This window comes from Curtobacterium sp. MCPF17_031 (assembly GCF_003234035.1).
Taxonomy (GTDB): domain Bacteria; phylum Actinomycetota; class Actinomycetes; order Actinomycetales; family Microbacteriaceae; genus Curtobacterium.
The window spans coordinates 188,682-212,391 of the sequence record NZ_QKSG01000002.1 but is presented as its reverse complement, the minus strand read 5'-3'; the positions used below and the strand labels follow the sequence as shown (position 1 = coordinate 212,391).

The following is a 23,710-nucleotide window of genomic DNA, read 5'->3' as shown; positions in this document are numbered from 1 at the left end:
ACAGCGACGTCATGACCGACACCGCCACCCCCACCGGGGTCCCCGACGAGGACACCACCACCGCCGGCATCCGCATCGGCACCGCTCCCGACTCCTGGGGCGTCTGGTTCCCGGACGACCCGAACCAGGTGCCGTGGCAGCGCTTCCTCGACGAGGCCGCGGCCGCCGGGTACCGGTGGATCGAACTCGGCCCGTACGGCTACCTGCCGACCGACCCGGCGCAGCTGTCCGACGAGCTCGAGTCCCGAGGCCTGCAGCTGTCGGCCGGCACCGTCTTCACCGGGTTCCACAAGGGCGACGACCAGTTCCAGCGTGCCTGGGACCAGGCGGTCGCTGTCGCCGGACTCGCAGCGGCCCTCGGGGCGGAACACCTCGTGACGATCCCGGACCTGTGGCGCTCGGACGCCACCGAGGAGGTCCTCGAGCCCCGGACGCTCAGCGACGAGCAGTGGGAGCGCCTGGGCACGGGGCACGACCGACTCGGCAAGGCGCTGCTCGAGGAGTTCGGTGTCCACCAGCAGTTCCACACGCACGCGGACAGCCACGTCGGGACGTTCAAGGAGACCGTGCGCTTCCTGGAGGTCACCGACCAGCGGTACACGAACCTGTGCCTCGACACGGGCCACTTCGCCTACTACGGCGGCGACAACCTGAAGCTCATCGCCGAGCACCCGGACCGCATCGGGTACCTGCACCTCAAGCAGGTCGACACCGATCTGCTGTTCGACGTACTGAAGAACGACGTGCCGTTCGCCACCGCGGTGTCGCAGGGCATCATGACCGAGCCGCCGCACGGTACCCCGGCGCTCGCGCCGATCATCGAGGCCGTCGCCCGCATCAACCCCGAGGTGTTCGGCATCGTCGAGCAGGACATGTACGGCTGCTCCATCGACGCCCCGGGGCCGATCGCCGAGCGCACCTTCCAGCACATCTTCGGTTCGACCGCGGCCGCGCGGACCGACTGACGTCGCGAACGCCACCGTCACCACGACCACGTCCACCACACAGAGGAAGACAGCCATGAGCACCACGCAGAACCTCCGCGTCGCCGTCGTCGGCGCGGGCATGATGGGCGCGGACCACGTCCGACGCATCACCGCGAAGATCTCGAACGCCGACGTCGTCGCGGTCGTCGAGCCGGACGCGTCCCGGGCCGCCGCCGCTGCTGCGCTGGCCCCGGGTGCGATCACCGCGGCCTCGTTCGAGGAAGCCCTCGACTCCACCGACATCGACGGTGTCATCATCGCGACCCCCGGTTTCCTGCACGAGCCCATCCTCGTGACCGCTCTCGAGCGCGGTCTCGCCGTGCTCTGTGAGAAGCCGCTGACGACCAGCGCCGAGGACAGCCTGCGCATCGTGCAGCTCGAGCAGGAACACGCCAGCCGTCCGACGATCCAGGTCGGGTTCATGCGACGGTTCGACGCCGGGTACCAGGAGCTCAAGGCGCTGCGGGAGTCGGGCGCGAACGGGGCTCTGCTCGCGCTGCACCACGCCCACCGCAACCCGACCACGCCACCGAACTTCAGCGAGTCGATGCTCATCCACGACTCGGTGATCCACGAGATCGACATCATCCCGTTCCTCACGGGCGAAGCGATCACGAGCGTCGAGGTCAAGAAGCCGCGGAAGAACTCGCTGGCACCGGCCGACCTGCCCGAGCCGCAGTTCGTGCTGTTCACGACCGAGTCGGGGACGATGGCGATCGTCGAGATCAACGTCAACGCCCAGTTCGGGTACCAGGTCACCACCGACGCCGTGTTCGAGTCCGGTGTCGCCTACATCGGGCGCGACACCTCGCAGACGATCGTGTCCGCCGGGGTCTCTGGTCAGGGCGTCACGCCGTCGTTCAAGGAACGGTTCGCGGCGGCCTACGACGAAGAGGTGCAGCGCTGGGTCGATGCCGCTCGCGACGGCGGCATCGACGGGCCGAGCGCCTGGGACGGCTACACGGCATCCGTCGTCGCCGAGGTCGCCGTCCGCGCGCAGCAGTCCGGCGCAACCGAGCCCGTGGAGTACGCGGTGGTCAAGCCGGCGTTCTACGACGCGGCTGCCGCACCGGCCGACGTCCTCGTGGGAGCGTAGCCCGTGCCGAAGATCGCCCTCGATCCGACCCCGTTCCACCACGACCTCGACCTGCTCGAGTTCCCCCGGAAGGTCGCCGAGCTGGGCTACGAGTACCTGCAGCTGACCCCGCACCGCGACTTCATCCCGTTCCACCGGCACCCGAAGGCGGACGACGACCTCGTCGACGCGTTCGCGGCAGCCTGCGTCGACGCCGGCGTCCAGGTGGCGTCGGTGCTGCCGGTGCTCCGCTGGTCCGGGCCCGACCGGGAGACGCGGGAGACCGCCGTCAAGCAGTGGAAGCGCGTCATCGAGATCACCAAGCGGCTCGGCGTGGACACCATCAACACCGAGTTCTCCGGCCGACCCGAACGTGCCGAGGAGTCCGAGGCACAGTTCTACTGGGCGATGGAGGAGCTCCTGCCGATCATCGAGGACGCGGACCTCCGGGTGCTCATCGACCCGCACCCCGACGACTTCGTCGAGGACGGTCTCGAAGCACTCCGGGTGATCCGCGGGCTGAACTCGAAGAACGTCGGCTTCGTCTACGTCGCCTGCCACACCTTCCACTACGGCGGGGACATGGACGCGGTCATCGACGCCGCCGGTGACTCCCTCCAACTCATCCACGTGGCGGATGCGTACGACCACCGTCGCTCGCACGGCCTCCGCTACATCACGAACCCGCCCGGCAACCCGGTCCGGGTGCACCAGCACCTGCCGGTCGGGCAGGGCGACGTCGACTTCGACGCGTTCTGGCGCGCGCTCGACCGGGTGGGCTTCTCCGGCCGTGACGACACCGTCGCGGTGTCGAGCGTCTTCGCCGAGGACGAGAACGCCGACGCGGTGTCGCGGTTCCAGCTCGACCAGATCACGAAGGGACTCCACCGATGACGAGCACGCTCGAGACCCAGGACGCGGCTGCGGTCGACGTCCGCCCGGTCACCCTGCAGGCGACGGAGCAGACGCCCACCGCGCTGTGGAACGACTCCGCCGACCCGCACGAGCTCGCGACCGCGATCTCCGAGTACGGAGCGGTCGGGGCGACATGCAATCCGGTCATCGCCTACACGTGCATCAGGCAGGACCCGGAGGTCTGGGTCCCGCGCATCCGACAGCTCGCCGAGGAACACCCGACCGCGGGGGAGACCGCACTCGGGTGGATGGCGGTCGAGGAGCTCTCGGTCAACGCTGCCGCGCAGCTGCTGCCGGCGTTCGAGGCATCGGGCGGTCGCAACGGCCGGCTCAGCATGCAGACCGACCCGCGCCTGCACCGCGACCGGGATGCCCTCGTCGAGCAGGCCGTGCGCTTCTCCGGCCTCGCGCCGAACATCATCGTGAAGATCCCGGCGACGAAGGTCGGCATCGCGGCCATCGAGGAAGCGGCGTACCGGGGTGTCTCGATCAACGCGACCGTGTCGTTCACGGTGGCGCAGGTCGTCGCGGTCGGCGAGGCGATCGAGCGTGCGTTGGACCGCCGGGCGGCCGACGGTCTGCCCGAGCAGGAGTTCGGGCACGTCGTCACCCTGATGGCCGGTCGGTTCGACGACTGGCTGAAGACCGTCGTCAAGCGCGACCACGTGATGATCGACCCGGGGTACCTCGAGTGGGCCGGGGTCGCCGCGGTGAAGAACGCGTACCGGGTGTTCCAGGAGCGCGACTTCCGATCCCGGGTCCTCGTCGCGGCCTTCCGGAACGCACTGCAGTGGTCCGAGTTCCAGGGCGGTGACCTCGTCGTTTCGCCGCCGTTCCAGTGGACGAAGGACATCAACGACAACGCGTTCCCGTTCCGTCCGGACGCGATCGACGACGAGGTACCGGCACACGTCCTCGAGGCACTCCGCCGTGCGACGCCGGAGTTCGCCCGTGGTCACGACGTCGACGGCATGACCATCGACGAGTTCGACCGGTTCGGCGCGACCGTCACGACGCTCCGCCAGTTCCTCGACGCCGATGCGCAACTCGACGCCCTCGTGCGCGACATCATCGTCCCGGCCGCCTAGGTCGTCGACGATGGACACGGTCGGGGTGGGGCTCATCTCGGTGGGGTGGATGGGACGCCTGCACTCTCGCGCCTACCGAGCGCTGCCGGACCACTTCCCGGAACTCGGAGTCCGCCCGCGCCTGGTGGTCGCGGCCGACCCGGTGTCTGCGGCACGGGAGCAGGCCACGGAACGGCTCGGCTACGAGCGGGCCGTCGCCGACTGGCAGGAGGTCCTCACGGACCCGGAGGTCGACGTCGTCTCGATCTGCTCCCCGAACTTCCTGCACCGCGAGATGGCGGTCACGGCGGCCCAGGCGGGCAAGCCGTTCTGGATCGAGAAGCCGATGGGCCGGTACGCCAGCGACTCCCGTGACATCCACGACGCCGTCCAACGGGCGGGGGTGGTCACGAGCGTGGGGTTCAACTACCGGCACGCACCCGCGGTCGAGCGGGCACGTGAGCTCGTCCGCGGCGGGAGGCTCGGCCGGATCACGAACGTCCGCGGCTCCCTGCTCGCCGACTACTCGTCCGACCCGGCGGCTCCGCTGACCTGGCGCTTCGAGCGCGACCGAGCGGGGTCCGGCGTGCTCGGTGACCTGCTGTCGCACGGCCTGGACCTGGCGCAGTACCTCGTCGGCCGGATCGCGAGCGTCACCGCACTCGCCGAGACCTTCATCACGGAGCGGCCGCTGCCCGGCGCCGGGATCGTCGACCGCAGCGCCGCCGCGACCGGTGACCGCAGGCCGGTCGAGAACGAGGACTACGCCGCCCTGCTCTTCCGCTTCGACGACGGTGCGGTCGGGACGATGGACTCCAGCCGGGTGATGCGCGGTCCGCACGCCGAGTACACGATCGAGGTCTACGGCACCGCCGGGTCGATCCGGTGGGACTTCCAGCGGATGAACGAACTGCAGGTCTGCCTCGACGGGCAGGAGACGCACGGCTACACGACCGTGTACGTCGCGCCCGGGGACGGCGAGTTCGCCCGCTTCCAACCGGGCGCCGGGACCGCGATGGGGTACGACGACCTCAAGACGATCGAGGCGGCGCAGTTCCTGGCGAGCGTCCGGAGCGGCCGCCAACTCGCGCCGTCGGTGGCGGACGGGCTCGCAGCAGCGTCGATCGTGGAAGCGGCGGAGGCCTCGCTTGCCGACGGGGCCTGGCACGACGTGGCACGGATCGACGGACTGCTCACCGCGGACGCGCCGACACCGGTGTTCTGATCCCGGCGGGTCCACCGACCACGATCCTGACGGGAGGCGCGTCACCAGCTGGTGACGCGCCTCCCGTCCGTCATGGGGTGACGCACGACGCCCGCTGGTCGCCGCCGCAGCAGCGGGGGCGATAGTATGTCCTGACAAAGTCACCACCAGCAGGAGGCACCATGCCGCTCGTCCGATTCGACCTCGCCACCGGTCGCACCCCGGAAGCCGTCCGCGCGATCGCCGACGCCACCCACCAGGCGATCGTCGACGTCTACGGGATCCCGGAGCGAGACCGCTTCCAGGTCATCACCGAACACCCGCCGACGCAGATCATCGCGCAGGACGCCGGCCTCGGCTTCGAACGCACCGAGGGTGTCGTCATGATCCAGGTCTTCACCCAGCGGGGGCGGTCAGACGACGCGAAGCAGGCGCTCTACGCCGCGATCCACGACGCGCTCGCCGGGGTGGGCGTCGCCTCCGAGGACGTCTTCATCGGCTACGTCGAGAACGGTCCCCAGGACTGGTCGTTCGGCTTCGGTCGCGCCCAGTACCTGACCGGCGAACTCGGCGTCCCCAGCGCGAGCTGACTGGCCTGCCAGGCCCTACTTGTCGACGAGCGTGACCTCGAACGAGTACCGGTCCGGCCGGTAGCAGTGCACGCCGTACTCGACCGCTCGACCCGAGGCGTCGTACGCCGTCCGGCTCATGGTCAGCACGGGGTCGCCGTCCTCGATCTCGAGCAGACCCGCCTCGTCGTCGGTCGCCGCACGGGCACCGATCCGCTGCTTCGCGACCCGCATCGTCACCCCGCGGGACCGCAGCAGCTGGTAGAGGCCGTGGGCGCGGAGGTCCTCATCGGTGATGTCCGCGAACTCGGGCGGCAGGTAGTTCTCGAGCACCGCCATCGGCACGTCCTCGGCGAACCGGACGCGGAGGACGTGCACGACGCTCGCCCCGACCTCGACGCCGAGGGCCTCGGCCACGGCCCGGGTCGCCGGGACGTCGCTGCGGTCGAGGAGCTTCGTCGTCGGCTGCTGCGACCCCTGCGTCAGGTCGTCGTACAGGCTGGTCAGCTCGACCTTGCGGGTGACCGGTCCGTGCACGACCTGCGTGCCGATGCCACGTCGGCGGACGAGCAGCCCCTTGTCGACGAGGTCCTGGATGGCACGTCGGATGGTCGGGCGGGACAGGCCGAGGCGCTCGCCGAGGGCGATCTCGTTCTCGAGACGAGCGCCGGGCGGCATCGCACCGGAGCGGATCGACTCCTCGATGCGTGAGGCGACCTGGTGGTACAGGGGCATCGGACCCGACCGGTCCAGGTCCATGAACAGGTCGGACGGCAGCTGGCCATCGTTGGTCATCGCGGTCCTTCGCAGGGGAGAACGGGCCCGAGCACCAGCGCCGGGCATATTGTCGTGACAATACCACCGGGCGTGGCGTGGCCAGGACCGGCCGGCGCGGCCAGGACCGGCCGGCTGGGCCGCGTCAGTCGGAGAAGACCATCGGACGGCGGGACAGCCGGGGCTGCACTGCAGACTTCGGCTTCTCGACTCGGGCGCGCACCGGGTTGATCGTCACCCGGGTGACGGCACCGAGGGCCTCGACCGTCGGCACCCCGTGGTGACCGGCAGCGTGCACGACGATCGCGGCGCAGGCTTCGGCGTCGGCGGCGGCGTCGTGGTGTTGGAAGCCCGAGAACCCGGCAGCCATCGCCGCCATCGGCAGACGGTACGAGTCGAGGGTGTAGGTCTTGCGGGCGACCTGCAGCGAGCACATCGAGTGGTGCTCGGCCAGTTCGATCCCCGTCGCCGCACACCCGCCGGCGATGACGCCCATGTCGAAACGGGCGTTGTGCGCGACCAGCACGTCCCCCTCGGCGAACGCCACCAGGTCCGGGTACTGCTGCTCCCACGACTTCGCGTGCACGACGTCCGACTCGACGATCCCGTGGATGCGCGTGTTCCACTCGAGGAAGTCGTCGTGCCCGGCCGGCGGACGGATGAACCACGAAGCCCGATCGACGACCCGACCGCCACGCACCTTCACGAGTCCGACCGAACACGCGCTGGCGGGCGAGTTGTTCGCGGTCTCGAAGTCGATGGCGGTGAAGTTCAGCACGCCTTCGATCGTTGCACGGAGAACCGACATCACCGGAACCGGACGCGGCGTGGTGCGTCGAGGGGGCGTGCCCGCTCCTACCCTCGAGACATGGAGAACCCGCTGCGGCGCACCCCGCTCGTCCTGGTCCTCGCGGGCGCCGGGTACGGCCAGCAGGCGCCGCTGCTCTGGTGGACGGACGCCATCGCCCGGCAAGCCGGCTGCGAGGTCGTCGCGCCCCGATGGGTCGTCGACGACGTCGCCGAGGCCGACCCGGTCCGTTTCGTGCAGCAGGCGCTGACGACCGCGCTCGCCGGACGACGGCCGGACCTCGTCGTCGCCAAGTCGTTCGGCTGCGCCGCCCTGCCCTGGGCGATCGATGCGAGCGTCCCCGGCGTCTGGCTGACGCCGGTCCTCACCCACGAAGCGGTGCGGGCCGCGCTCGCCGCAGCCGACGACGCGCACACCGCACTCGGCGGTTCGGCTGATCCCGTCTGGCGGCCGGAACTGGTGCGCGGGACGCGGGCGCGACTCCAGACCGTCGACCGAGCCGACCACCGACTCGAGGTGCCCGGCGACTGGAAGGCGTCGCAGCGCCTCCAGGCCGAGGCCCTGGCCGTGGTCGAGCACGCCGTGCGTGCGGTGACGAGGGAGACGGACGGGAGGCTCGGGTCGGCCCCGACAGGCTGCCGCCGGTAGGCTGTGCTCCCGTGGCTCTCACCATCGGAATCGTCGGTCTCCCGAACGTCGGCAAGTCGACCCTGTTCAACGCCCTGACCAAGAACCAGGTGCTCGCGGCCAACTACCCGTTCGCCACCATCGAGCCCAACGTCGGCGTGGTGAACCTCCCCGACCCGCGTCTCGACCAGCTCGCCGAGCTGTTCCACTCTGAGAAGACCGTGCCCGCGCCGGTGTCGTTCGTCGACATCGCCGGCATCGTCAAGGGTGCGAGCGAGGGGGAGGGGCTCGGCAACAAGTTCCTCGCCAACATCCGCGAAGCCGACGCCATCGCGCAGGTCGTCCGCGGGTTCACCGACGACGACGTCGTGCACGTGGCGAACAAGGTCTCCCCGAAGGACGACCTCGAGGTCATCAACACCGAGCTGATCCTCGCCGACATGGAGACCATCGACAAGGCGCTCCCGCGGTACGAGAAGCTGCTCAAGCTCAAGCAGGCCGAGCCCGCCGTCCTCGAGGCGGCGAACGCCGCGAAGGCCGAGCTCGAGAAGGGCGTGCTCCTCTCCGCGACCTCGATCGACCTCGAGCCGATCAAGGAGCTCGGGCTCCTCAGCGCCAAGCCGTTCATCTTCGTCTTCAACGTTGACGAGGCGATCCTGACGGACGAGTCGCGGAAGGCCGAGTTGTCCGCGCTCGTCGCCCCCGCGCACGCCGTGTTCCTCGACGCCCAGGTCGAGTCCGAACTCATCGACCTCGACCCCGAGGACGCCAAGGAGCTCCTGGAATCGACCGGTCAGACCGAGTCCGGCCTCGACCAGCTCGCCCGCATCGGGTTCGAGACCCTCGGACTGCAGACCTACCTGACGGCGGGGCCGAAGGAAGCCCGTGCATGGACGATCGGCAAGGGGTGGAAGGCTCCCCAGGCTGCCGGCGTCATCCACACGGACTTCGAGAAGGGCTTCATCAAGGCCGAGGTCATCTCGTTCGACGACCTCATCGCCACCGGCTCCATCGCCGAGGCTCGTGCGCAGGGCAAGGCCCGCATCGAGGGCAAGGAGTACGTCATGCAGGACGGCGACGTGGTGGAGTTCCGCTTCAACAACTGACCGCCACGGCTGTCGCGACCGCCGCCACGCGAGGAAGTTGATCGCGAAGCTCACGTGTGCTCCTCGTCACGGTCACCCCGACAGCACGACGGACCGATACGGTGACGCCATGACCTACGCGGGTGCCGGCCGGTCGGGTGACGAGCATCCAGGACACGGTGCCCGGACGCCGTCGCCGGCTGGCCGGCATCGCGGTGACGGTGGCTCCCAGTAGCCTCCTCCCCGTGGACGTGGAGTGGGCGCTCGAACAGCTGGAGAACTACCTGAGCCTGACCGAGCGGGTTCCCTGCCGGTCGAGGAGCAGCGGCCCAACAAGAAGTCGCGGTTTCGTGGCAGCGAGCGCCAGATCAAAGAGGCCGGGCACGTCGTCTCCCTGATCGCGCAAGCGGTCTACGAGAAGGCGCCGCACTGGTTGAACCGCGACCTCGCGACGAAACTCCGATGGGAGCTGATCGAGGGCGATGAAGTGCGCCGCCGGCTGGGGCTGGACGAACCACCGCCGGCGTATTCAGGCGAGAGCATGCACCCGTGGGTGTGGGACGCCGCGAAGTCGCACTGGTCGAGTGGCAACTTCGACGCCGCGGTATGGGCCGCGGGCGTCAACGTGAACAGCCGGCTTCAGAAGAAGATGGGGCGGAAGGACATCGGGGAAGCGAAGCTTCTGCAGGAGGCGTTCAGCACCGAGGAGCCCGCGGAGGGTCGACCCCGTCTTCGGCTCGTGGACCGGTCGAACCCTGACCTGTTCAAGGATGTGCACGTCGGTGCGTCACTGCTTGGCCGTGGGCTCTACTCTGCGGTTCGGAACACGATCAATCACGTCGGAGCAGAAGTGCACCAGTTCGGAGAGACAGAATCGATGGAGGCGTTGGCAGGTTTCAGCCTGCTGTCGCGCTGGATCGAGCGCGCGGAGGTCGCGGTGGAGTTCCGCTTCGACAACTGAGTCGGCTGGTCCGCATCTCCGTCCTAAGATCGCGGGCATGGGGGACGATGGAGCAGCAGGCGGACCGGTTCCGCTGTCGGAGGAGCTCCCGACGGTCTTCCGCGCCGTCGCGGAGATCCGGACATCACGGTGGCTCCGTCGGCCGAGGCGTGCGATCCACTACGACGCGCGCTGGCCGGACGGTCGCGTGGGGACCGAAGTGGACCTCGTCGCGCTGATGTACCGGCGTGCTCCCGCGGACTACGACGTGGTGAAGCGGGTGATGGACGAGCACTGCCCCGAGACCGGTCCCGGCCCGTGGGTGCTCTACCCCACCGGTGAGGTGCTCTGAGGTCGGTCGACGCGCGTCATTCCACCAGTGCCGCGATCACCGCTGGGATTCGTTGTTCGACGACGTCCCAGATGATCGACTTCTGCGCCGCCCGGTAGTCGTGCGACAGGATGTTCCGCGTCCGACGCACGGCAGCGAGAGACAGTCCGCCGGGAAGGCGGCCGAGGCGGTCTTCCGGAAGTCGTCCGAGCAGATCGTCGAAGTGGATGACGACGGCTTCGGCAGCGCGGTAGGTCAGGCTCCTGGGCGCTTCGAACACGGCTCGCCCATGTTCGACGATCGATGAACACTCGGCCAAGAGATCGAGGAGTGCGGCTTCGAGCCCGGGCCAGCGGTCGACTCCGCCGCCAGGGACAATTCGTGGGCGCGGGCTGAAGCGCTCCGCTTCGTCGCTCACAGAGGCACCGCGTCGTCGCGGACGTGCGCGAAGTGCTCGTCGTCGAGCTGCTCCTCGGTGAGTACGTCGACGGGGAAACCGGTGATGTCTTCGACCACCGAGACGAAGCCGCCGAGATCGAAAAGGTCGGCTCCTTCTTCCGTGGTGACGAGGAGGTCGATGTCACTGCTCGCAGTGTCCGTTCCCCGAACCGCCGACCCGAAGACCCGGACATCGCGCAGCCGGTGCTGACTTGCAGCGGATCTGATCTCGTCCGCGTAAACAGTGAGCGGGATGCTCGGCCTGGTCTGCGCCGCTGCCATGATGCGCTCGAACGACTCAGCGCGCGGCTGCTTCCGGCCGGCCTCGTAGGCGGAGATGGTCGGCTGCTGCATGCCCGCGGCGCGCGCAAGCGCGGTCTGCGTCATGCCGATGTCCTCACGTGCGAGGCGGATCAGGTCTGCGGCGTGGTCCAGGCGCATGGCTCCTCCTATAGCCACCGACTATAGACGTCGGGCTCTGGCCGTTCAACGGCTGCGCAGGTCACGAGTTGTCCATCGCCCGCGCCTCCCGCCCGATCCTGTGCTGTCTGCTGCACCCCGGTGCCTACCGTCAGGACGAGGGAGGTCACATCGTGAAGTACATCCACTACGACGGCACGGACATCCTGACGGGGGACCTGATCGCGGACGCGGTCGCGGACTACGCGGCGGTGCTCGGGGCGAACACCCGCACGGACACGATCGCGGTGCCGACGGTCGGCGAGGACGGGGCGGTCGAGCGGACGACGATGCTCGTCGGACCGTCGAGCGAGATCGTGGTGCGTCAGGCACCGGACGACGAACTCGAACCGGAGGACCCGACGTTCATCCGTCGGCTGCGGGACGCGGCGGACCAGTGCGGCGGGCAGCAGCCGGTGAACGCTGATGGTGGCCGACGGTTCGTCGGCGCGGCCGAGGGCGACCAGGCGAGGTAGGGCGCAACCGGGGTCCCGGCCAGGGCCAGGGCCAGGGCCGGTGCCAGGGCCAGAGCCGGGGCCTTCGCCCGGAACGACGGAACGCCGCCCCCGAAGGGACGGCGTTCCGGTGTGCGCGGGTGTCAGGCGGCCAGGGCCAGTTCCGGCGCCTGCACGGCGCGCGCCTGCAGGATGGTCCGGCTGGCCTCGCCGCGCCAGGAGCGGCCCGGGACGACCCAGCCCGCTTCGCCGTCGACGGCGACGCGGACGCCGGGCGTGAGGAACAGCCCGAGGTCGTCGGCCGGCATGCGCACGAGGAACTCGCGCTGCGAGCGGTCCTCGCGGACGGGGAACTCGGCGATGCGGTCGGGGGAGACGGTGGGAGCCGCGATGGCGGTCCCGGTGATGATGGTGCGTTCGTTCGTGGTCATGGTGCTGTCTTTCTTCAGTCGTTCGGCGTCGCGCGGGGCCGGACGGACTCATTGGTCTCGTCGGCCGCAGGAGCGCGGACGCGCACGTCGGCATTCGACGTGCAAGTGCTCGCCAGTCGGGGAGCGGTGGTCTCGCTGGAATGCGACCCAGGGGGATCGGTTCGAGACGGTCGGTGTGCGCGAGTCAGATGGGTTCGCTGCAATGCACCAGGAAGACACTCTACGCACGAGAGCAGGACTTGTCCAGTCCGCCCGACCGTCACCGGACCGCCCGGCACACCGTTGCGCCTCAACCGGCCAGGAGGCTCGCCCACCGCTGGCCACCGGCCAGCACGTTCCCGGAGTGGTCCAGCCGGGCAGCTGCCGACTCAGGCTTCCGACCCGCCTGGTCGTGCACGAGCTCGTGGAAGTCGTCGGAGAAGCCGAGACGGGGGAGGGCGGCGGTCACGGTGCGGAGGTCGTCGTGGTCCCAGCGCTCCATGCCGACGCCGGAGACGTCGAGCGAGGTCGCGACCTCGAGCAGGTGCCCCTCGGCGTCGAGGTCCGGGTCGACCTCGGGCCACATGTGCCGCTCGACGATCTCCCCGACGCGCCGCGCGCGTGCGGCGGGCCAGCCGGCGCCGATCGCGAAGACACTGCCCACGGCGCCGCCAGCGACCTCGAAGGGGACCTGCACGGCGTCGAAGTGCGGGGTGACACCGAGGTCGTGGAGCATCGTCGCGACGAAGAGCAGCTCGGGGTCCGGGGCGAGTTCGATCGTCGGCGCCAGGAGCGTCGCCCACGCCCAGGACCGCAGGCAGTGGTGCACGAGAGCCGGCGACGACCAGGCACCGACGACGTCCAGCGCCCGGGCCGCGGTCGGCGTCGGCGGAGCGAGCAGTGCGTCGAGGTCGAGGGCCATGACCGCACGCTAGTGGCCCCGGCGGCCCCGACGGAAGGCGTAACACGCGGGAAACCGGTCGGGCCTGAGCGCGAAACACCCCGTCGTTACGGTTCGAGCACTGAGCAAGCGTTCAGCCCGAACCCTGACGAAGGACCCGCACGGATGCAGCACCGCACTCGGCTCCGCTCCCGAACGACGACGCCCCGAACGACGACGCCCCGAACCACGACGCCCCGAACCACGACGCCCCGAACCGCCGCGCTCCGGACGGCCGTCATCGCCGTCGGCGGCCTCGGCCTCGCCGTCCTCGCCGCTTCCCCGGCGTCGGCCGCCCCGGTCGCCACGACGGCCACGATCACCGCGTCGGCCTCGGTGACGGTCGGCGACACCCTCGAGGTCGACCTCACCCTGCCCGCGACGACCGACGTCTTCGCGTACCAGATCGACCTCGCCGCCGACGCGGACTCGCTCGAGGTCGTCGACGGCAGCGTGACCGGCCCGGACGGCGGCTTCGACTCCGTCGAGCAGGACGGCGACACGATCTCGCTGCTGCACACCCGGCTCGGGACCTCCCCGGCGATCTCCGGCGACCTCGCCGCTTCGGTCGAGCTGACCGCGACGAGCCCCGCCACCGTCGACCTCGCCGTGACGCGCGTCACCGTGGTCGCGTCCGACGGCAGCACCACCACGCTGACCGACCCGGCATCGACGACCGTCACGATCGCCGCAGCGCCGACACCGACACCGACACCGACACCGACGCCGACCGCCACCCCCATCGGCGTTCCCACGGCGACGCCGAGCGCGACCCCGATCGCGGGCGGAACCGACGGCACCGGCACCGGCACCGACGCCGGGACGGGCACGGACCCGGTGGGCAGCACCTCCGGCAGGCCCGCCGGCGGCGCGCTCGCGTTCACCGGCGCCGACCTCGCACCCTGGATCGCCGCGAGCGCAGCCCTGCTGCTCGCGGGTGCCGGCCTCGTCCTCGCCCGCCGTCGCGCGCGTCGCCCCGCCTCGACGGAGGACGTCCGATGACCGCCACGCCCCGTCGCCGTGACCTGGCAGACGACACCACGACATCCCGAACCCCCGGAGGAACCCCCGTGACGACCCGCCGTCGCCGCACCACCGTCGCCGGAGCCGCGCTCCTGGCCCTCGTCGGCACCGCCGTCGTCGCGACCCCGTCCCTCGTCGCGAACGCGGCACCGGCCGCGGTCGACGCGAGCCCCGCCGCCATGCTCGCGCCGTACTACACGGCGCTCGACCTCACCGGCGACGACCAGGTCACGCAGGCCGACCTCACCGTCCTGTCCGACCACCTCGGCACGACCAGCACCGACCCGGACTGGTCGACGGTCTCGGCCGCCGACGCGGACGGCAACGGCACCATCACGCTCACGGACGTCGCCGGCCTGTCCCAGCGGATGATCTACGACGACGGGCCCTTCCAGCTCGTCGAGGCCTCGACGCTCGACATGCAGGCCGCGATGAACGCCGGGGTCACGACCTCGGCCGAGATCACCCAGGACTACCTGGACCGCATCGCGGCTTACGACCGGACCACCACGGACACGGGGGCGGGCGGGCGACCGCTCAACTCCATCGTCACGACCAACGCCGGAGCAGTCGCCGCCGCGAAGGCCGCCGACGCCGAACGAGCGGCACACGGCATGACGAGCATGCTGCTCGGCGTGCCGATCGCACTGAAGGACAACTACGACACGAAGGACATGCCGACCACGGGCGGCTGCGGCTGCTGGGACGACAACCAGACCGCCACCGACGCGGCGATGGTCACAGGCCTCCGGAACGCCGGAGCGGTCGTCCTCGCCAAGGCCAGCCTCGACGAGTTCGCGTACGGCTTCGTGTCGGAGTTCTCCTCGAACCAGCCGGCCGGTTCCTCGCTCCTCGTCGCCAGCCCCTACGTGACGAGCCAGACCGCCGGCGGCTCGAGCGGTGGCACCGGTGCGGCCGTCTCCGCCAACCTGGCGGGCATCGGGTTCGGCACCGACACCGGCGGCTCGATCCGCATCCCCTCGTCGTACAACCAGCTCGTCGGCATCCGGCCGACCGTCGGCCTGACGAGTCGCGACGGCATCATCCCGCTCGCGCTGTCGCAGGACACCGGCGGGCCCCTCGCCCGCTCGGTGACCGACGCGGCCGTCGCGCTCGACGCTGTCACCGGGGTCGACGCCGCCGACCCGGTCACCGAAGGCCAGACCGGCAAGGTCCCCACCTCGTACACGCAGTTCCTCGACCCGACCGCGCTGAAGGGCAAGCGCATCGGTTACGTGACCTCGATGGTCGGCACGAACCGCACCACCGCGCGGCTCTTCGCCCAGGCGCAGGCGACCCTCGAGGCCCAGGGCGCCACCGTCGTCCCGATCACCGCGACGACGGAGTTCAACCGGGTCCTCAGCGAGGGCAGCGGCAGCACGAACGAGTTCAAGCACGACCTGGACCAGTACGTCGCGAAGCACCTGGACCCGGACGTCACCGCACGGTCGCTGCAGGGCATCCTCGCTTCGGGCGAGTACGTGCCGAGCCGCAAGAGCACCTACCAGCAGCGTGACGCGATCACCGACGCGCAGTACCAGGCGTGGGCGGGACCGAACGGTTCGCACACCACGCAGATCGCCACCGGCAAGCAGGTGGTCACCGGGATGATGGACGCGCAGGACCTCGACGCGCTCGTCTACCCGTCCGGCACGCCGTACGGCACGCAGGGCACCAACATGCGCCTCAGCCCGAACACCGGCATGCCGGCCGTCACGGTCCCGATGGGGCAGGCGACCGCAGCGGACGCCACGATCACCGGCGCCGGCGTCAACCTGGAGTTCCTCGGCCGCTCGTACGACGAGGGGACCGTCATCGGGCTCGGCTACGGCTTCGAGCAGGCGACGCACGCCCGCACCTCGCCGACGCTGTACCCGGCGCTCGGGTAGGCCGCGACCTGCGGTCGCGATGATGACCGCCTGACGGACGGGAGGCCCGTGGCGACACCGCCACGGGCCTCCCGTCCGTCGACGGCTCAGTTGAGCGTCGGGGTGTCCTCGGGGATCACGCCGCCCGCGTACAGGTCGGCCGTGAGGTCGCGGAGCGCCCGCAGGGCGACGCGCTGCGTCAGCGGACCGTAGGAGATGCGGGCGACGCCCAGCGCCTGGTACTCGGCGGCGGGCAGGGCGCCCGGCAGCCCGATGACGCTGAGCTTGCCGCGGCCCAGGCCCTCGACCAGCTGCTCGACGACCTCACGCTGGACGGCACCGGGGACGAACACGAGCGGGGCTCCGGCGTCGAGGAAGGCCTTTCCACGGGCGATGGCGTCCGCGATGCTCTCCTGGATCGGACGGTCGCCGCCACGGGCGATCGCGTCGGTCCGGGCGTTCAGCTGGAAGTCGATGCCCTCCTGCTCGGCTGCGCGCATGATCGTGGCCACCCTGGCGACGGACTCGTCGAACGGGCGCAGGCGGTCCTCGACGTTGGCACCGACGACGCCGATGCCGATCGCACGACGGATGGTCTCGGCCGGGTCCTCGTAGCCGTCGTCGAGGTCCGCGCTGACCGGCAGGTCCACCGCGTCGACGACGGTCTTCGCGCCAGCGAGGGCGAGGTCGAGCGACATGCCGCCGTCCTCGTAGCCGTACATCGCGGCGATCGAGTGCCCGGCGGTCGCGATCGCGCGGGTCTCCGGGAACGCGGCGACGGTCTTCGCGCTGATCGCGTCCCAGACGTTCACGACGCGGAGGATCTCGGGGGCGGTGTGCAGGGACTGGAGGGTCGTCGCCTTCTCGGCGGTGCTCGTGGTCATGCCGCCGACACTAGGCGGGCGCGGATCCGGGCGTGCCCGATCGGCGGAAGTGGGCGGCAGACGACGTCCGATGACGTCCGGACTCGCACCGGGCCTCCCGTCAGGAGCATGCTGGGACGCATGACCAGCGACGAACAGGACCCGGTCGGCACGCTCCGCGGGGTCCGCACGAGCATCAAGTGGACGCGGTACGCGCCAGACGTGCTGCCCCTGTTCGTGGCCGAGATGGACCACGAGGTCGCGCCGGAGATCCGGCAGGCCCTCGTCGAACGGGTGCAGCAGTCGGACCTCGGCTACCTCGACGGTCCCGGGCCGCTCGCGCCCGCGTTCGCCGGCTTCGCCCGCGACCGATGGGGGTGGGACGTCGACCCCGGGCGCGTGTACCTGGCGACGGACGTCAGCGTGGGGATCGTCGAGACGCTCCGGCTCGCGCTGCCTGACGGCGGACGGGTCGCGATCACGCCGCCGGTGTACCCGCCGTTCTTCGAGCTCGTGGAAGAGGCCCGATGTCAGGTGGAAGAGGTCCCGCTCCGTGAGCAGTGGGGCGTCTACCGGCTGGACCTCGACGGCCTGGAACGGGCGTTCGCGGGCGGCGTCCGCGTGTTCCTGCTCTGCAACCCGCACAACCCGATCGGTCTCGTCCACGACCGGGCAGACCTCGAGGCGCTGGCTCGTCTGGCGGCCGAGTACGACGTCCTCGTGATCAGTGACGAGATCCACGCTCCGCTGACGCACCCCGGTGTGCAGTTCACCCCGTTCGCGATGATCGCCGAACCACTCGGTGCGCGGAGCGTGTGCGTGACGAGCGCGAGCAAGGGCTGGAACCTCGCCGGCGTGAAGTGCTCGGTCATCGTCGCCGGGGACTCGCGGACGGCGGCGCTCCTCGACACCCTGTGGGAGGAGGTCGCCTGCCGCACGAGCATCCTCGGGCTGCACGCGAACCTGGCCGCGTTCACCCTGGCCGTCGGATGGCTCGACGACGTCGTCGACCGCATCATCGCGAACGACCGTCTGCTGGCGAAGCTCCTGGCCGAGCACCTGCCCGGCGTGGTCTACGCCCGGCCTCGGGCGGGGTACCTGGCGTGGCTGGACTTCCGCGGGCTCGGCCTCGGCGACGACCCGGCTGTGCAGCTGCGCGAGCACGCGTTCGTCGCGCTGAACTCGGGGCTGCCGTTCGGGACCGAGGGCAAGGGCTTCGCCCGCATCAACCTCGCATGCTCGCCGGAGACCCTCCGCGAGGCGGTGTTCCGCATCGCTGCCGCGTACCCGTCGAGTGCGCAGGAGGCTGTCGTCTGGCACGTCGCCTGACGAGCTGCGGGAGCCACTGCCAGCTGTCCTCCCCAGGCGGGGCGTCGCGGTGGTCCGTCCACAGGGACTGCGGATCACTCCTGCCGCCTCACGGCGGCGAGCGATCGTGGCTGCGTGCAGACCAGACAACAGGGCAACGGGGCGTCCAACGCTGCTAGACATTCTTGTCCAATCGGTGTTGGACAGGTACCGTGAAGCGCGCGGACCTCGTTCGCCTGCTCCGTCAACGAGCGGCACGGCGTGGCGTTCCCTTCGTGCTCCTCCGGCACGGCGGGAGGCACGACGTCTTCCTCTTCGGCAGTGAGCGCATCGAGATCCCCCGGCACCGGGAGATCCGGGAGATGCTCGCACGATCGATCATCCGCAGCTGCGATGACGGAAAGGACGGATCATGACGACGACGCACAACGTGCGCGCACAGCGGGACGGGCGCTACTGGCTCGTCTGGATCGACGGCGAGCTCCGGACGCAAGCTCGACGGCAGCGCGAGGTCGAACCGATGGCCCGCGACTGGTTGGCGAACATGCACGACCGCCCGGCCGAGGCCTTCTTGGTCCAGGTCGAGTTCGTCCTGCCGGACTCGGTGCGCGCGCACCTGGACCGTGCTGTGGAACTCCGGGACGAGGCCGACCGCGCACGCCGAGCGGCCGCTGACGAGACCGCTGCGGCGGCGAAGGAGCTCCACGATGCCGGATTGACCGTTCGGGAGATCGGTCCGCTGCTCGACGTGTCGTACCAGCGGGCCCAGCAGCTCGTGGCGGCTGCGGACTGACCGCTCCGGTCCGACCTGCTCCGGTCAGACTCGCTCCCGTCAGGCGACGGGCGCGAAGTGGTTGCGACCGATGACGGTCACGTGCAGGTCGACCTCACGCGACGGGATCTGGTCGGTGAGCGAGATCCACTCCCGGGCCACGAAGGCGACCGACGGCCACCGGCGGACCTCGGTCACGGGGAACCCGTCGATGAACACCTGCCACATGCCCTGCTCACGGACGGCCTGGACCTCGTGCGTCGCCATGCCGTGAGCGTAGCAACGAGAGCGCCTCAGGACACGGCGGCGAGCGGTCGGGGTGTGACCATGCCGCCGTTCACGTTGAGGGTCTCGCCGGCGACGAAGCTCGACTCATGCGACGCCAGGAACACGTACGCCGGTGCCAGCTCGGCGGGCTGCCCCGGCCGACCCATCGGCGACTCGCTCGACCCGAAGTCCGGCAGGGTCTCCGGGTCGACCCCGGCGGAGACCTGCAGCACCGACCAGGTGGGCCCGGGAGCGACGACGTTGACGCGGATGCCCCGGGGGATGAGCTGCTGCGCGAGACCCTTCGAGAAGTTGTTGACCGCGGCCTTCGACGCGGCGTAGTCGAGCCGGTCGGGAGCCGGCTGGTACGCCTCCATCGAGGCGGTGGTGATGATCGTCGACCCGGGCTCCAGGTGCGGCAGCGCTGCCTGGACGAGCCGGAAGAGCGACAGGACGTTGACGGTGAAGGTGTCGACGAGCTGGTCGTCGGGGATGTCGGTGACCTCGGCTCGCCAGTGCTGCTTGCCGGCACAGGTGACGATCGCGTCGAGTCCGCCGAGTTCGGCGACAGCCCGTTCGACGAGGGCGGCAGGGTAGTTCTTCGCGGTCAGGTCGCCCGGGATGGTGACGGCCTTCCGTCCGGCCGCCTCGATCAGGGCGACGATCCGCTGCGCGTCCTCTTCCTCGTCCGGCAGGTACGCCAGGGCGATGTCGGCACCTTCTCGCGCGTACGCGATCGCGACCGCTGCGCCGATGCCGGAGTCCGCGCCGGTGATCAGCGCACGACGCCCGGCGAGTCGTCCGGTCCCGCGGTACGAGTCCTCGCCGTGGTCCGGCTTCGGGTCCATCCGCGACTCCAGGCCCGGTTCGGGCTGCTGCTGCGGCTCGGGGCTGGTGCTCGGGTACCGGGTGGTCGGGTCACTGTACTCGTACTGGTCGCGGGGCATGCGGCCGGACGGTACGCGGACCGGCCGGGAGGCCCGTCAACCGCTGCGTGGTCCGGCTCGCGCCGACGGGCGGTCCGGTCCCGGGCCTCCCGGCCTGCCCCGTGTCAGAGGTCGAGTGCCATCGCCACGTCGGCGCGGACGTACGGGCTCGGCGGGTGCTCGTCGGCTCCGAGGTGCCGGAACCCGGTCGTCTCGTAGAGGTGGATCGCGCTCGTGAGAGCGCTGTTCGTCTCGAGCAGCACCCGGCGTGCGCCGAGGTCCCGCGCCCGGTCGATCGCGGCGCGGATGAGCCGGCGGCCGGTGCCGTGTCCCTGGTGGTCAGGGTCGACGGCCATCTTGACGAGCTCGAACTCGTCGGTGTCGTGCGGGGCGGGTCCGGTGCCGTGCGGGGCGAGTCCGACGCAGCCGACGACCTCACTCCCGAGGCGGGCGACGAGGACCACGCCACCGGGGTCGACGATGTGCTGCACGGGGTCGCCGAGGAGCCGGCGGTCCTCGTCCTCGAGCGTGAAGAACGCCGTGATCCACCGCTCGTTCAGCGACTGGAACGCGGCGGCGTCGGCAGCGGAGGACATGTCGTCGATGACGATCTCGGTGGTGGTGTCGGGCATGTGTCCATCCTCCGGAACCGACGGAGTCAAGTCCAATACTCGTTCAGTCTGATCGATAGGCTCGGCGCATGGATCGTGCTCCCGAGGTCGACCTCCGCCAGCTGCGGGCGTTCCTGGCGCTCGCCGACGAGCTGCACTTCGGACGGGCGGCGGCGGGGCTCGGCATCGCCCAACCCGCCCTGTCGCAGCTGATCCGGCGCATCGAGGTCGCTCTCGGTGTCGACCTGTTCACCCGGACCTCCCGGAGTGTGGCGCTGACCCCGGCCGGTCGGGTGCTGCAGGGACGAGCCCGGTCGCTGCTCGCCCAGACCCGGCGGGACCTCGACGAGACCATCCGGACCGGGCGCGGTGAGGCCGGGCGGCTCGACGTCGGGTTCGTCGTCTCGGCGCTGCCGCTCGGCCCGATCGAGTTGGTGCAGCGGTTCCGGCTGCGCTACCCGTTGGTCCGCGTGGAACTGACGGAGGGGTTCTCCTCCCGGCTCGTCGCGGCCGTGCAGCGTGGGGAGCTCGACCTGGCAGTGGTCCGCGACCCGGATCCGGCCGAGGGGGTGCGGTTCGTCCGGTTCCGCAGCGAGCCCTTCGTCGCCGCCGTGCCGCGGGACCACCGCTTCGCCGGCCGCGCATCGGTGCGCGGCCCGGAGCTGCTCGACGACCCGTTCGTGTTCTTCCCCGCGGAGGCCGGCGCGCTCGCCACCGAACGGAACACCGCACCCGTGGCCTCCGGCGGTCGACGGCCGGTGATCGTGCAGGAGGCGACGACGTGGGCGACCGTGCTGCACCTGGTCGGCGTCGGACTCGGGGTGACGGTGCTGCCGGAGAGTGCGGCGCTCGCGGCCCCGGACACCGTGGTGCTCCTGCCGCTCGAGGGCAGCGCACACCGGAGCGAGCTGGTCTGGGCGTCACGGTCGGACGACGACCGCGAGGTCCTCCGGAACTTCGCCGCGGCGGACTGACGAGCGGGCACGGCCCATCAGCGCGGTCGTCAGCGCGACCGTCAGCGGACGAGTGCCAGCGGCAACACCGGTGCCCGCTGGTCGCCGAGCTCGTCCGCACGCCATGGCCGGGCTCCGGCGAGCGCGAGCCCGATCTGCGTGAGCACGAAGCCCACGTGCGGCTCGACGTCCGGATCCCACGGCCCCTCGACCCCCAGACCGAACGCGCCGAGCTCGTCGTCGGCCTCGTCCCGGACGGTGAGACGCCAGCGGCCGTCCCCGAGTTCCTCGACGACGGCCCACCGAGCGGTGCGGAAGCGGTCCGGGTTCACTCCGTCGTCAGCAGGTCGGCCGTGAAGTTGTGCAACCGCTGCAGCAACGACTCGGAGCGCATCGCGATCGTCGCCGGTGGGTTCAGGTGCGGCGGCGCCGTGCGGATCAGCATCGGGCAGCCGAGGTCCTCGCAGATGTAGGTGCCGATGGTGTTGCCGTTCCGCCCGGACTCACCGGCGCGGGCGGCGGAGAAGAGCCGCACCTGCGTCGCCGGCTGGGGGGAGTGGCAGAACGAGCACATCGCGGCGATGCCCGCGCGCAGTGAACCCCCGGCTGCCCGGACGACGATCCCGACCGGCTTGCCGTCCATCCAGGACACCATGTAGCCGCGACGGGCGGCCTGCGGGTCACGCCAGCCGAGGAACTCGCGTTCGTTCCACAGCGTCTCGTGCAGCCCCGGGATCGGGAGCTGGGCGAGTTCGTCGGGCGTGGCGTTGACGAAGGAGGATCGGATGTCGGATTCGGTGAGCGGCTGCACGGTTCCCCTCGCGGTGGCGGACCGGACCAGGCTAGCCCCGTGCGCCGACAGGCGGGCGCAGGGCGGGCCTCCCGGCCGGTTCAGGACAGTCTGGAGGCCCGCACCGCGCCGAGTGCACCCGTCGCGTCCGCCACCAGGACCGCCCGGCGCAACGCGTCGCGGCCCACCCGGCGTGCGGCTGCGTCGTCGGCGGCGAACTCGACGAGGACCCGGGTCGACCGGGCCATCGCACGGGCTCCCGGGACCCACGGGACGGCGCGTTCGACGGACTCGGCGAAGCCGACGACGGCCGCGTGGTGCTGCCGCAGGTGCGCGCGCTCGTGGGCGACCACGGCCTCCAGCTCGTCGGTGTGCAGCTGTTCCGTGAGCCCGGTGCTGACGAGCACCCCGCCGGAACGACCGGGGACCGCGCAGGCCAGGGCCGTGTCGGCCTGCAGGACGGCGACGAGGGTGCCGTCGACCTCGCGGTGGGGAGCGGCGCCGGTGCGGATCGCCTCACGGACGGCCTCGTGCTCGGGGCCGGGCCGGACGCGGACGGCGACGGCGAACGCGACGACGGCGAGCACGGCGACACCGACGTTCAGGCCGTGACTCGGGGAGTCACCGATGCCGAACGGGTCGGTCAGCGGGCGCCCGGCGAGGACGACCAGGGCGATGCCGACCACGAAGCCGGCGACCCCGACGACGACGGATGCCTGCCAGGCGGCGATGGCGGTCAGCGGACGGTCGATGGTCCATCCCGCCCGCGTCAGCACGCGCGGGGCGAGCGCGACGACGGCGAGGGCGAGGACGACGAGGCAGGCGCCGGTGACGACCACGGGGGCGGACCGGTCAGGGACGCGTTCGGGAGTCGATCGCACGGCGGAGGACCTCGAGGTCCCCGGAGGCGAGCGAGCCGGTGAACTGCAGGAGCGCCGCCTCGCGGTCGGAGGAGGCGGCCAGCGCGTTCGTCATGAGGGAGGCGGTGTGGTCCTCCCGCGAGTGCGCGGCATGGAAGGTGAGCGGGGCGTCGTCGTGCTGCTCGCGGACCACCGTCCCCTTGCGGCCGAGACGGTCGAGCACGGTGAGGACCGTCGTCAGGGCCGGCCGCGGTTCGTCGAAGACCTCGAGGACCTGCCGTGCGGTGAGCCCGGCGTCGGCGGTCCAGAGCGCCTCGAGCACCGCCTGCTCGAGCTGCCCACGGGGGCGCGATCGCTGTCCTGCCACGGCGTCACTCTACGTGATG

The 23,710-nt window shown here is 70.9% G+C and carries 30 protein-coding genes; 16 read left to right on the top strand and 14 right to left on the bottom strand.

Features of this window, described 5'->3' with window-relative positions; translation table 11 throughout:
* The first annotated feature begins 11 nt into the window (after positions 1 to 11).
* The 6 genes from DEJ31_RS04030 (at position 12) to DEJ31_RS04005 (ending at position 5,837) form a co-directional block, all read left to right on the top strand.
* Complete coding sequence (locus tag DEJ31_RS04030) at positions 12 to 965, top strand: sugar phosphate isomerase/epimerase (RefSeq protein ID WP_111121255.1); 954 nt, start codon at positions 12 to 14, stop codon at positions 963 to 965.
* A gap of 55 nt (positions 966 to 1,020) precedes the next feature.
* Complete coding sequence (locus DEJ31_RS04025) at positions 1,021 to 2,082, top strand: Gfo/Idh/MocA family protein (RefSeq protein WP_111121254.1); 1,062 nt, start codon at positions 1,021 to 1,023, stop codon at positions 2,080 to 2,082.
* Positions 2,083 to 2,085: 3 nt separating this feature from the next.
* Positions 2,086 to 2,955 (top strand): sugar phosphate isomerase/epimerase family protein, encoded by an 870-nt coding sequence (locus DEJ31_RS04020; protein WP_110903324.1) that lies wholly within the window; start codon positions 2,086 to 2,088, stop codon positions 2,953 to 2,955.
* On the top strand, positions 2,952 to 4,064 hold the full coding sequence (locus tag DEJ31_RS04015; RefSeq protein ID WP_111121253.1) for a transaldolase family protein: 1,113 nt from the start codon (positions 2,952 to 2,954) through the stop codon (positions 4,062 to 4,064). The genes DEJ31_RS04020 and DEJ31_RS04015 overlap by 4 nt, the downstream gene beginning before the upstream one ends.
* Before the next feature lie 10 nt (positions 4,065 to 4,074).
* Positions 4,075 to 5,268, top strand: coding sequence for a Gfo/Idh/MocA family protein (locus DEJ31_RS04010; RefSeq protein WP_111121252.1), 1,194 nt, complete (start codon positions 4,075 to 4,077; stop codon positions 5,266 to 5,268).
* A gap of 161 nt (positions 5,269 to 5,429) precedes the next feature.
* Positions 5,430 to 5,837, top strand: coding sequence for a tautomerase family protein (locus DEJ31_RS04005; RefSeq protein WP_111121251.1), 408 nt, complete (start codon positions 5,430 to 5,432; stop codon positions 5,835 to 5,837).
* Positions 5,838 to 5,852: 15 nt separating this feature from the next.
* Here the strand turns inward: DEJ31_RS04005 and DEJ31_RS04000 are convergent, their stop codons facing one another.
* Both DEJ31_RS04000 and DEJ31_RS03995 read right to left on the bottom strand, forming a co-directional pair.
* Positions 5,853 to 6,611 (bottom strand): GntR family transcriptional regulator, encoded by a 759-nt coding sequence (locus DEJ31_RS04000; protein WP_111121250.1) that lies wholly within the window; start codon positions 6,609 to 6,611, stop codon positions 5,853 to 5,855.
* A gap of 124 nt (positions 6,612 to 6,735) precedes the next feature.
* A complete protein-coding gene (locus DEJ31_RS03995) occupies positions 6,736 to 7,398 on the bottom strand; it encodes an exonuclease domain-containing protein (protein WP_111078607.1) in 663 nt (220 codons plus the stop codon).
* A 60-nt stretch (positions 7,399 to 7,458) separates the two neighbouring features.
* On the opposite strand from DEJ31_RS03995, the gene DEJ31_RS03990 reads away from it, so the two are divergent.
* From DEJ31_RS03990 to DEJ31_RS03975, 4 genes are all read left to right on the top strand, one after another.
* Positions 7,459 to 8,046, top strand: coding sequence for a hypothetical protein (locus tag DEJ31_RS03990; RefSeq protein WP_111078608.1), 588 nt, complete (start codon positions 7,459 to 7,461; stop codon positions 8,044 to 8,046).
* An 11-nt stretch (positions 8,047 to 8,057) separates the two neighbouring features.
* Complete coding sequence (gene ychF, locus DEJ31_RS03985) at positions 8,058 to 9,131, top strand: redox-regulated ATPase YchF (RefSeq protein ID WP_111044638.1); 1,074 nt, start codon at positions 8,058 to 8,060, stop codon at positions 9,129 to 9,131.
* A gap of 235 nt (positions 9,132 to 9,366) precedes the next feature.
* Entirely contained in the window at positions 9,367 to 10,071 is a 705-nt protein-coding gene (locus DEJ31_RS03980) for a TIGR02391 family protein (protein WP_110903316.1), read from the top strand.
* Between the two features lie 37 nt (positions 10,072 to 10,108).
* Positions 10,109 to 10,402, top strand: coding sequence for a hypothetical protein (locus DEJ31_RS03975; RefSeq protein WP_110903315.1), 294 nt, complete (start codon positions 10,109 to 10,111; stop codon positions 10,400 to 10,402).
* 16 nt (positions 10,403 to 10,418) lie between these two features.
* Here DEJ31_RS03975 and DEJ31_RS16830 read toward each other — a convergent pair whose 3' ends face one another.
* Positions 10,419 to 10,799 carry a HepT-like ribonuclease domain-containing protein gene (locus DEJ31_RS16830; protein ID WP_146240665.1) on the bottom strand — a complete coding sequence of 127 codons (381 nt, stop codon included), beginning with the start codon at positions 10,797 to 10,799 and terminating at the stop codon, positions 10,419 to 10,421.
* Positions 10,796 to 11,260, bottom strand: a complete 465-nt coding sequence (locus tag DEJ31_RS03965; protein ID WP_110903313.1) for a nucleotidyltransferase domain-containing protein — start codon at positions 11,258 to 11,260, stop codon at positions 10,796 to 10,798. Before DEJ31_RS03965 ends, DEJ31_RS16830 begins: the two co-directional genes overlap by 4 nt.
* Positions 11,261 to 11,412: 152 nt before the next feature.
* Here DEJ31_RS03965 and DEJ31_RS03960 point away from each other — a divergent pair, with 152 nt between their 5' ends.
* Positions 11,413 to 11,754: a hypothetical protein gene (locus DEJ31_RS03960; RefSeq protein WP_110903392.1), complete on the top strand. Its 342-nt coding sequence runs from the start codon at positions 11,413 to 11,415 to the stop codon at positions 11,752 to 11,754.
* Between the two features lie 122 nt (positions 11,755 to 11,876).
* Here the strand turns inward: DEJ31_RS03960 and DEJ31_RS03955 are convergent, their stop codons facing one another.
* A complete protein-coding gene (locus DEJ31_RS03955; RefSeq protein WP_110903312.1) occupies positions 11,877 to 12,164 on the bottom strand; it encodes a hypothetical protein in 288 nt (95 codons plus the stop codon).
* Positions 12,165 to 12,453: 289 nt separating this feature from the next.
* On the bottom strand, positions 12,454 to 13,065 hold the full coding sequence (locus DEJ31_RS03950) for an HD domain-containing protein (protein WP_111044639.1): 612 nt from the start codon (positions 13,063 to 13,065) through the stop codon (positions 12,454 to 12,456).
* 144 nt (positions 13,066 to 13,209) lie between these two features.
* Between DEJ31_RS03950 and DEJ31_RS17105 the strand changes: the two genes are divergently transcribed.
* Both DEJ31_RS17105 and DEJ31_RS03940 read left to right on the top strand, forming a co-directional pair.
* Positions 13,210 to 14,085 (top strand): cohesin domain-containing protein, encoded by an 876-nt coding sequence (locus DEJ31_RS17105; RefSeq protein WP_111044640.1) that lies wholly within the window; start codon positions 13,210 to 13,212, stop codon positions 14,083 to 14,085.
* A 68-nt stretch (positions 14,086 to 14,153) separates the two neighbouring features.
* The gene (locus tag DEJ31_RS03940; RefSeq protein WP_258366133.1) at positions 14,154 to 15,995 is read left to right on the top strand and encodes an amidase family protein; all 1,842 of its coding nucleotides are present in this window, start codon (positions 14,154 to 14,156) and stop codon (positions 15,993 to 15,995) included.
* A gap of 86 nt (positions 15,996 to 16,081) precedes the next feature.
* Here the strand turns inward: DEJ31_RS03940 and DEJ31_RS03935 are convergent, their stop codons facing one another.
* The gene (locus DEJ31_RS03935) at positions 16,082 to 16,858 is read right to left on the bottom strand and encodes an isocitrate lyase/phosphoenolpyruvate mutase family protein (RefSeq protein ID WP_110903308.1); all 777 of its coding nucleotides are present in this window, start codon (positions 16,856 to 16,858) and stop codon (positions 16,082 to 16,084) included.
* 120 nt (positions 16,859 to 16,978) lie between these two features.
* On the opposite strand from DEJ31_RS03935, the gene DEJ31_RS03930 reads away from it, so the two are divergent.
* The gene (locus DEJ31_RS03930) at positions 16,979 to 18,166 is read left to right on the top strand and encodes a MalY/PatB family protein (RefSeq protein WP_258366132.1); all 1,188 of its coding nucleotides are present in this window, start codon (positions 16,979 to 16,981) and stop codon (positions 18,164 to 18,166) included.
* Positions 18,167 to 18,557: 391 nt separating this feature from the next.
* Positions 18,558 to 18,938, top strand: coding sequence for a hypothetical protein (locus DEJ31_RS03920; protein ID WP_110903306.1), 381 nt, complete (start codon positions 18,558 to 18,560; stop codon positions 18,936 to 18,938).
* Positions 18,939 to 18,977: 39 nt separating this feature from the next.
* Here DEJ31_RS03920 and DEJ31_RS03915 read toward each other — a convergent pair whose 3' ends face one another.
* The 3 genes from DEJ31_RS03915 to DEJ31_RS03905 all read right to left on the bottom strand — a co-directional run bounded on the left by DEJ31_RS03915 (position 18,978) and on the right by DEJ31_RS03905 (position 20,742).
* Positions 18,978 to 19,184: a hypothetical protein gene (locus DEJ31_RS03915; protein WP_110903305.1), complete on the bottom strand. Its 207-nt coding sequence runs from the start codon at positions 19,182 to 19,184 to the stop codon at positions 18,978 to 18,980.
* A gap of 26 nt (positions 19,185 to 19,210) precedes the next feature.
* Entirely contained in the window at positions 19,211 to 20,131 is a 921-nt protein-coding gene (locus DEJ31_RS03910) for an SDR family oxidoreductase (protein WP_111121248.1), read from the bottom strand.
* Positions 20,132 to 20,235: 104 nt separating this feature from the next.
* A complete protein-coding gene (locus tag DEJ31_RS03905; protein ID WP_110903303.1) occupies positions 20,236 to 20,742 on the bottom strand; it encodes a GNAT family N-acetyltransferase in 507 nt (168 codons plus the stop codon).
* A 68-nt stretch (positions 20,743 to 20,810) separates the two neighbouring features.
* Between DEJ31_RS03905 and DEJ31_RS03900 the strand changes: the two genes are divergently transcribed.
* Complete coding sequence (locus DEJ31_RS03900) at positions 20,811 to 21,695, top strand: LysR substrate-binding domain-containing protein (RefSeq protein ID WP_111121247.1); 885 nt, start codon at positions 20,811 to 20,813, stop codon at positions 21,693 to 21,695.
* Positions 21,696 to 21,736: 41 nt separating this feature from the next.
* On the opposite strand, the gene DEJ31_RS03895 is transcribed toward DEJ31_RS03900, so the two are convergent.
* The 4 genes from DEJ31_RS03895 to DEJ31_RS03880 all read right to left on the bottom strand — a co-directional run bounded on the left by DEJ31_RS03895 (position 21,737) and on the right by DEJ31_RS03880 (position 23,691).
* Entirely contained in the window at positions 21,737 to 22,006 is a 270-nt protein-coding gene (locus tag DEJ31_RS03895) for a hypothetical protein (RefSeq protein ID WP_111044644.1), read from the bottom strand.
* The gene (locus DEJ31_RS03890; protein ID WP_181427414.1) at positions 22,003 to 22,485 is read right to left on the bottom strand and encodes an FBP domain-containing protein; all 483 of its coding nucleotides are present in this window, start codon (positions 22,483 to 22,485) and stop codon (positions 22,003 to 22,005) included. The genes DEJ31_RS03895 and DEJ31_RS03890 overlap by 4 nt, the downstream gene beginning before the upstream one ends.
* A gap of 80 nt (positions 22,486 to 22,565) precedes the next feature.
* A complete protein-coding gene (locus tag DEJ31_RS03885; RefSeq protein WP_111121245.1) occupies positions 22,566 to 23,345 on the bottom strand; it encodes a M56 family metallopeptidase in 780 nt (259 codons plus the stop codon).
* Positions 23,317 to 23,691 (bottom strand): BlaI/MecI/CopY family transcriptional regulator, encoded by a 375-nt coding sequence (locus DEJ31_RS03880; protein ID WP_111121244.1) that lies wholly within the window; start codon positions 23,689 to 23,691, stop codon positions 23,317 to 23,319. Before DEJ31_RS03880 ends, DEJ31_RS03885 begins: the two co-directional genes overlap by 29 nt.
* Between the last annotated feature and the right edge of the window lie 19 nt (positions 23,692 to 23,710).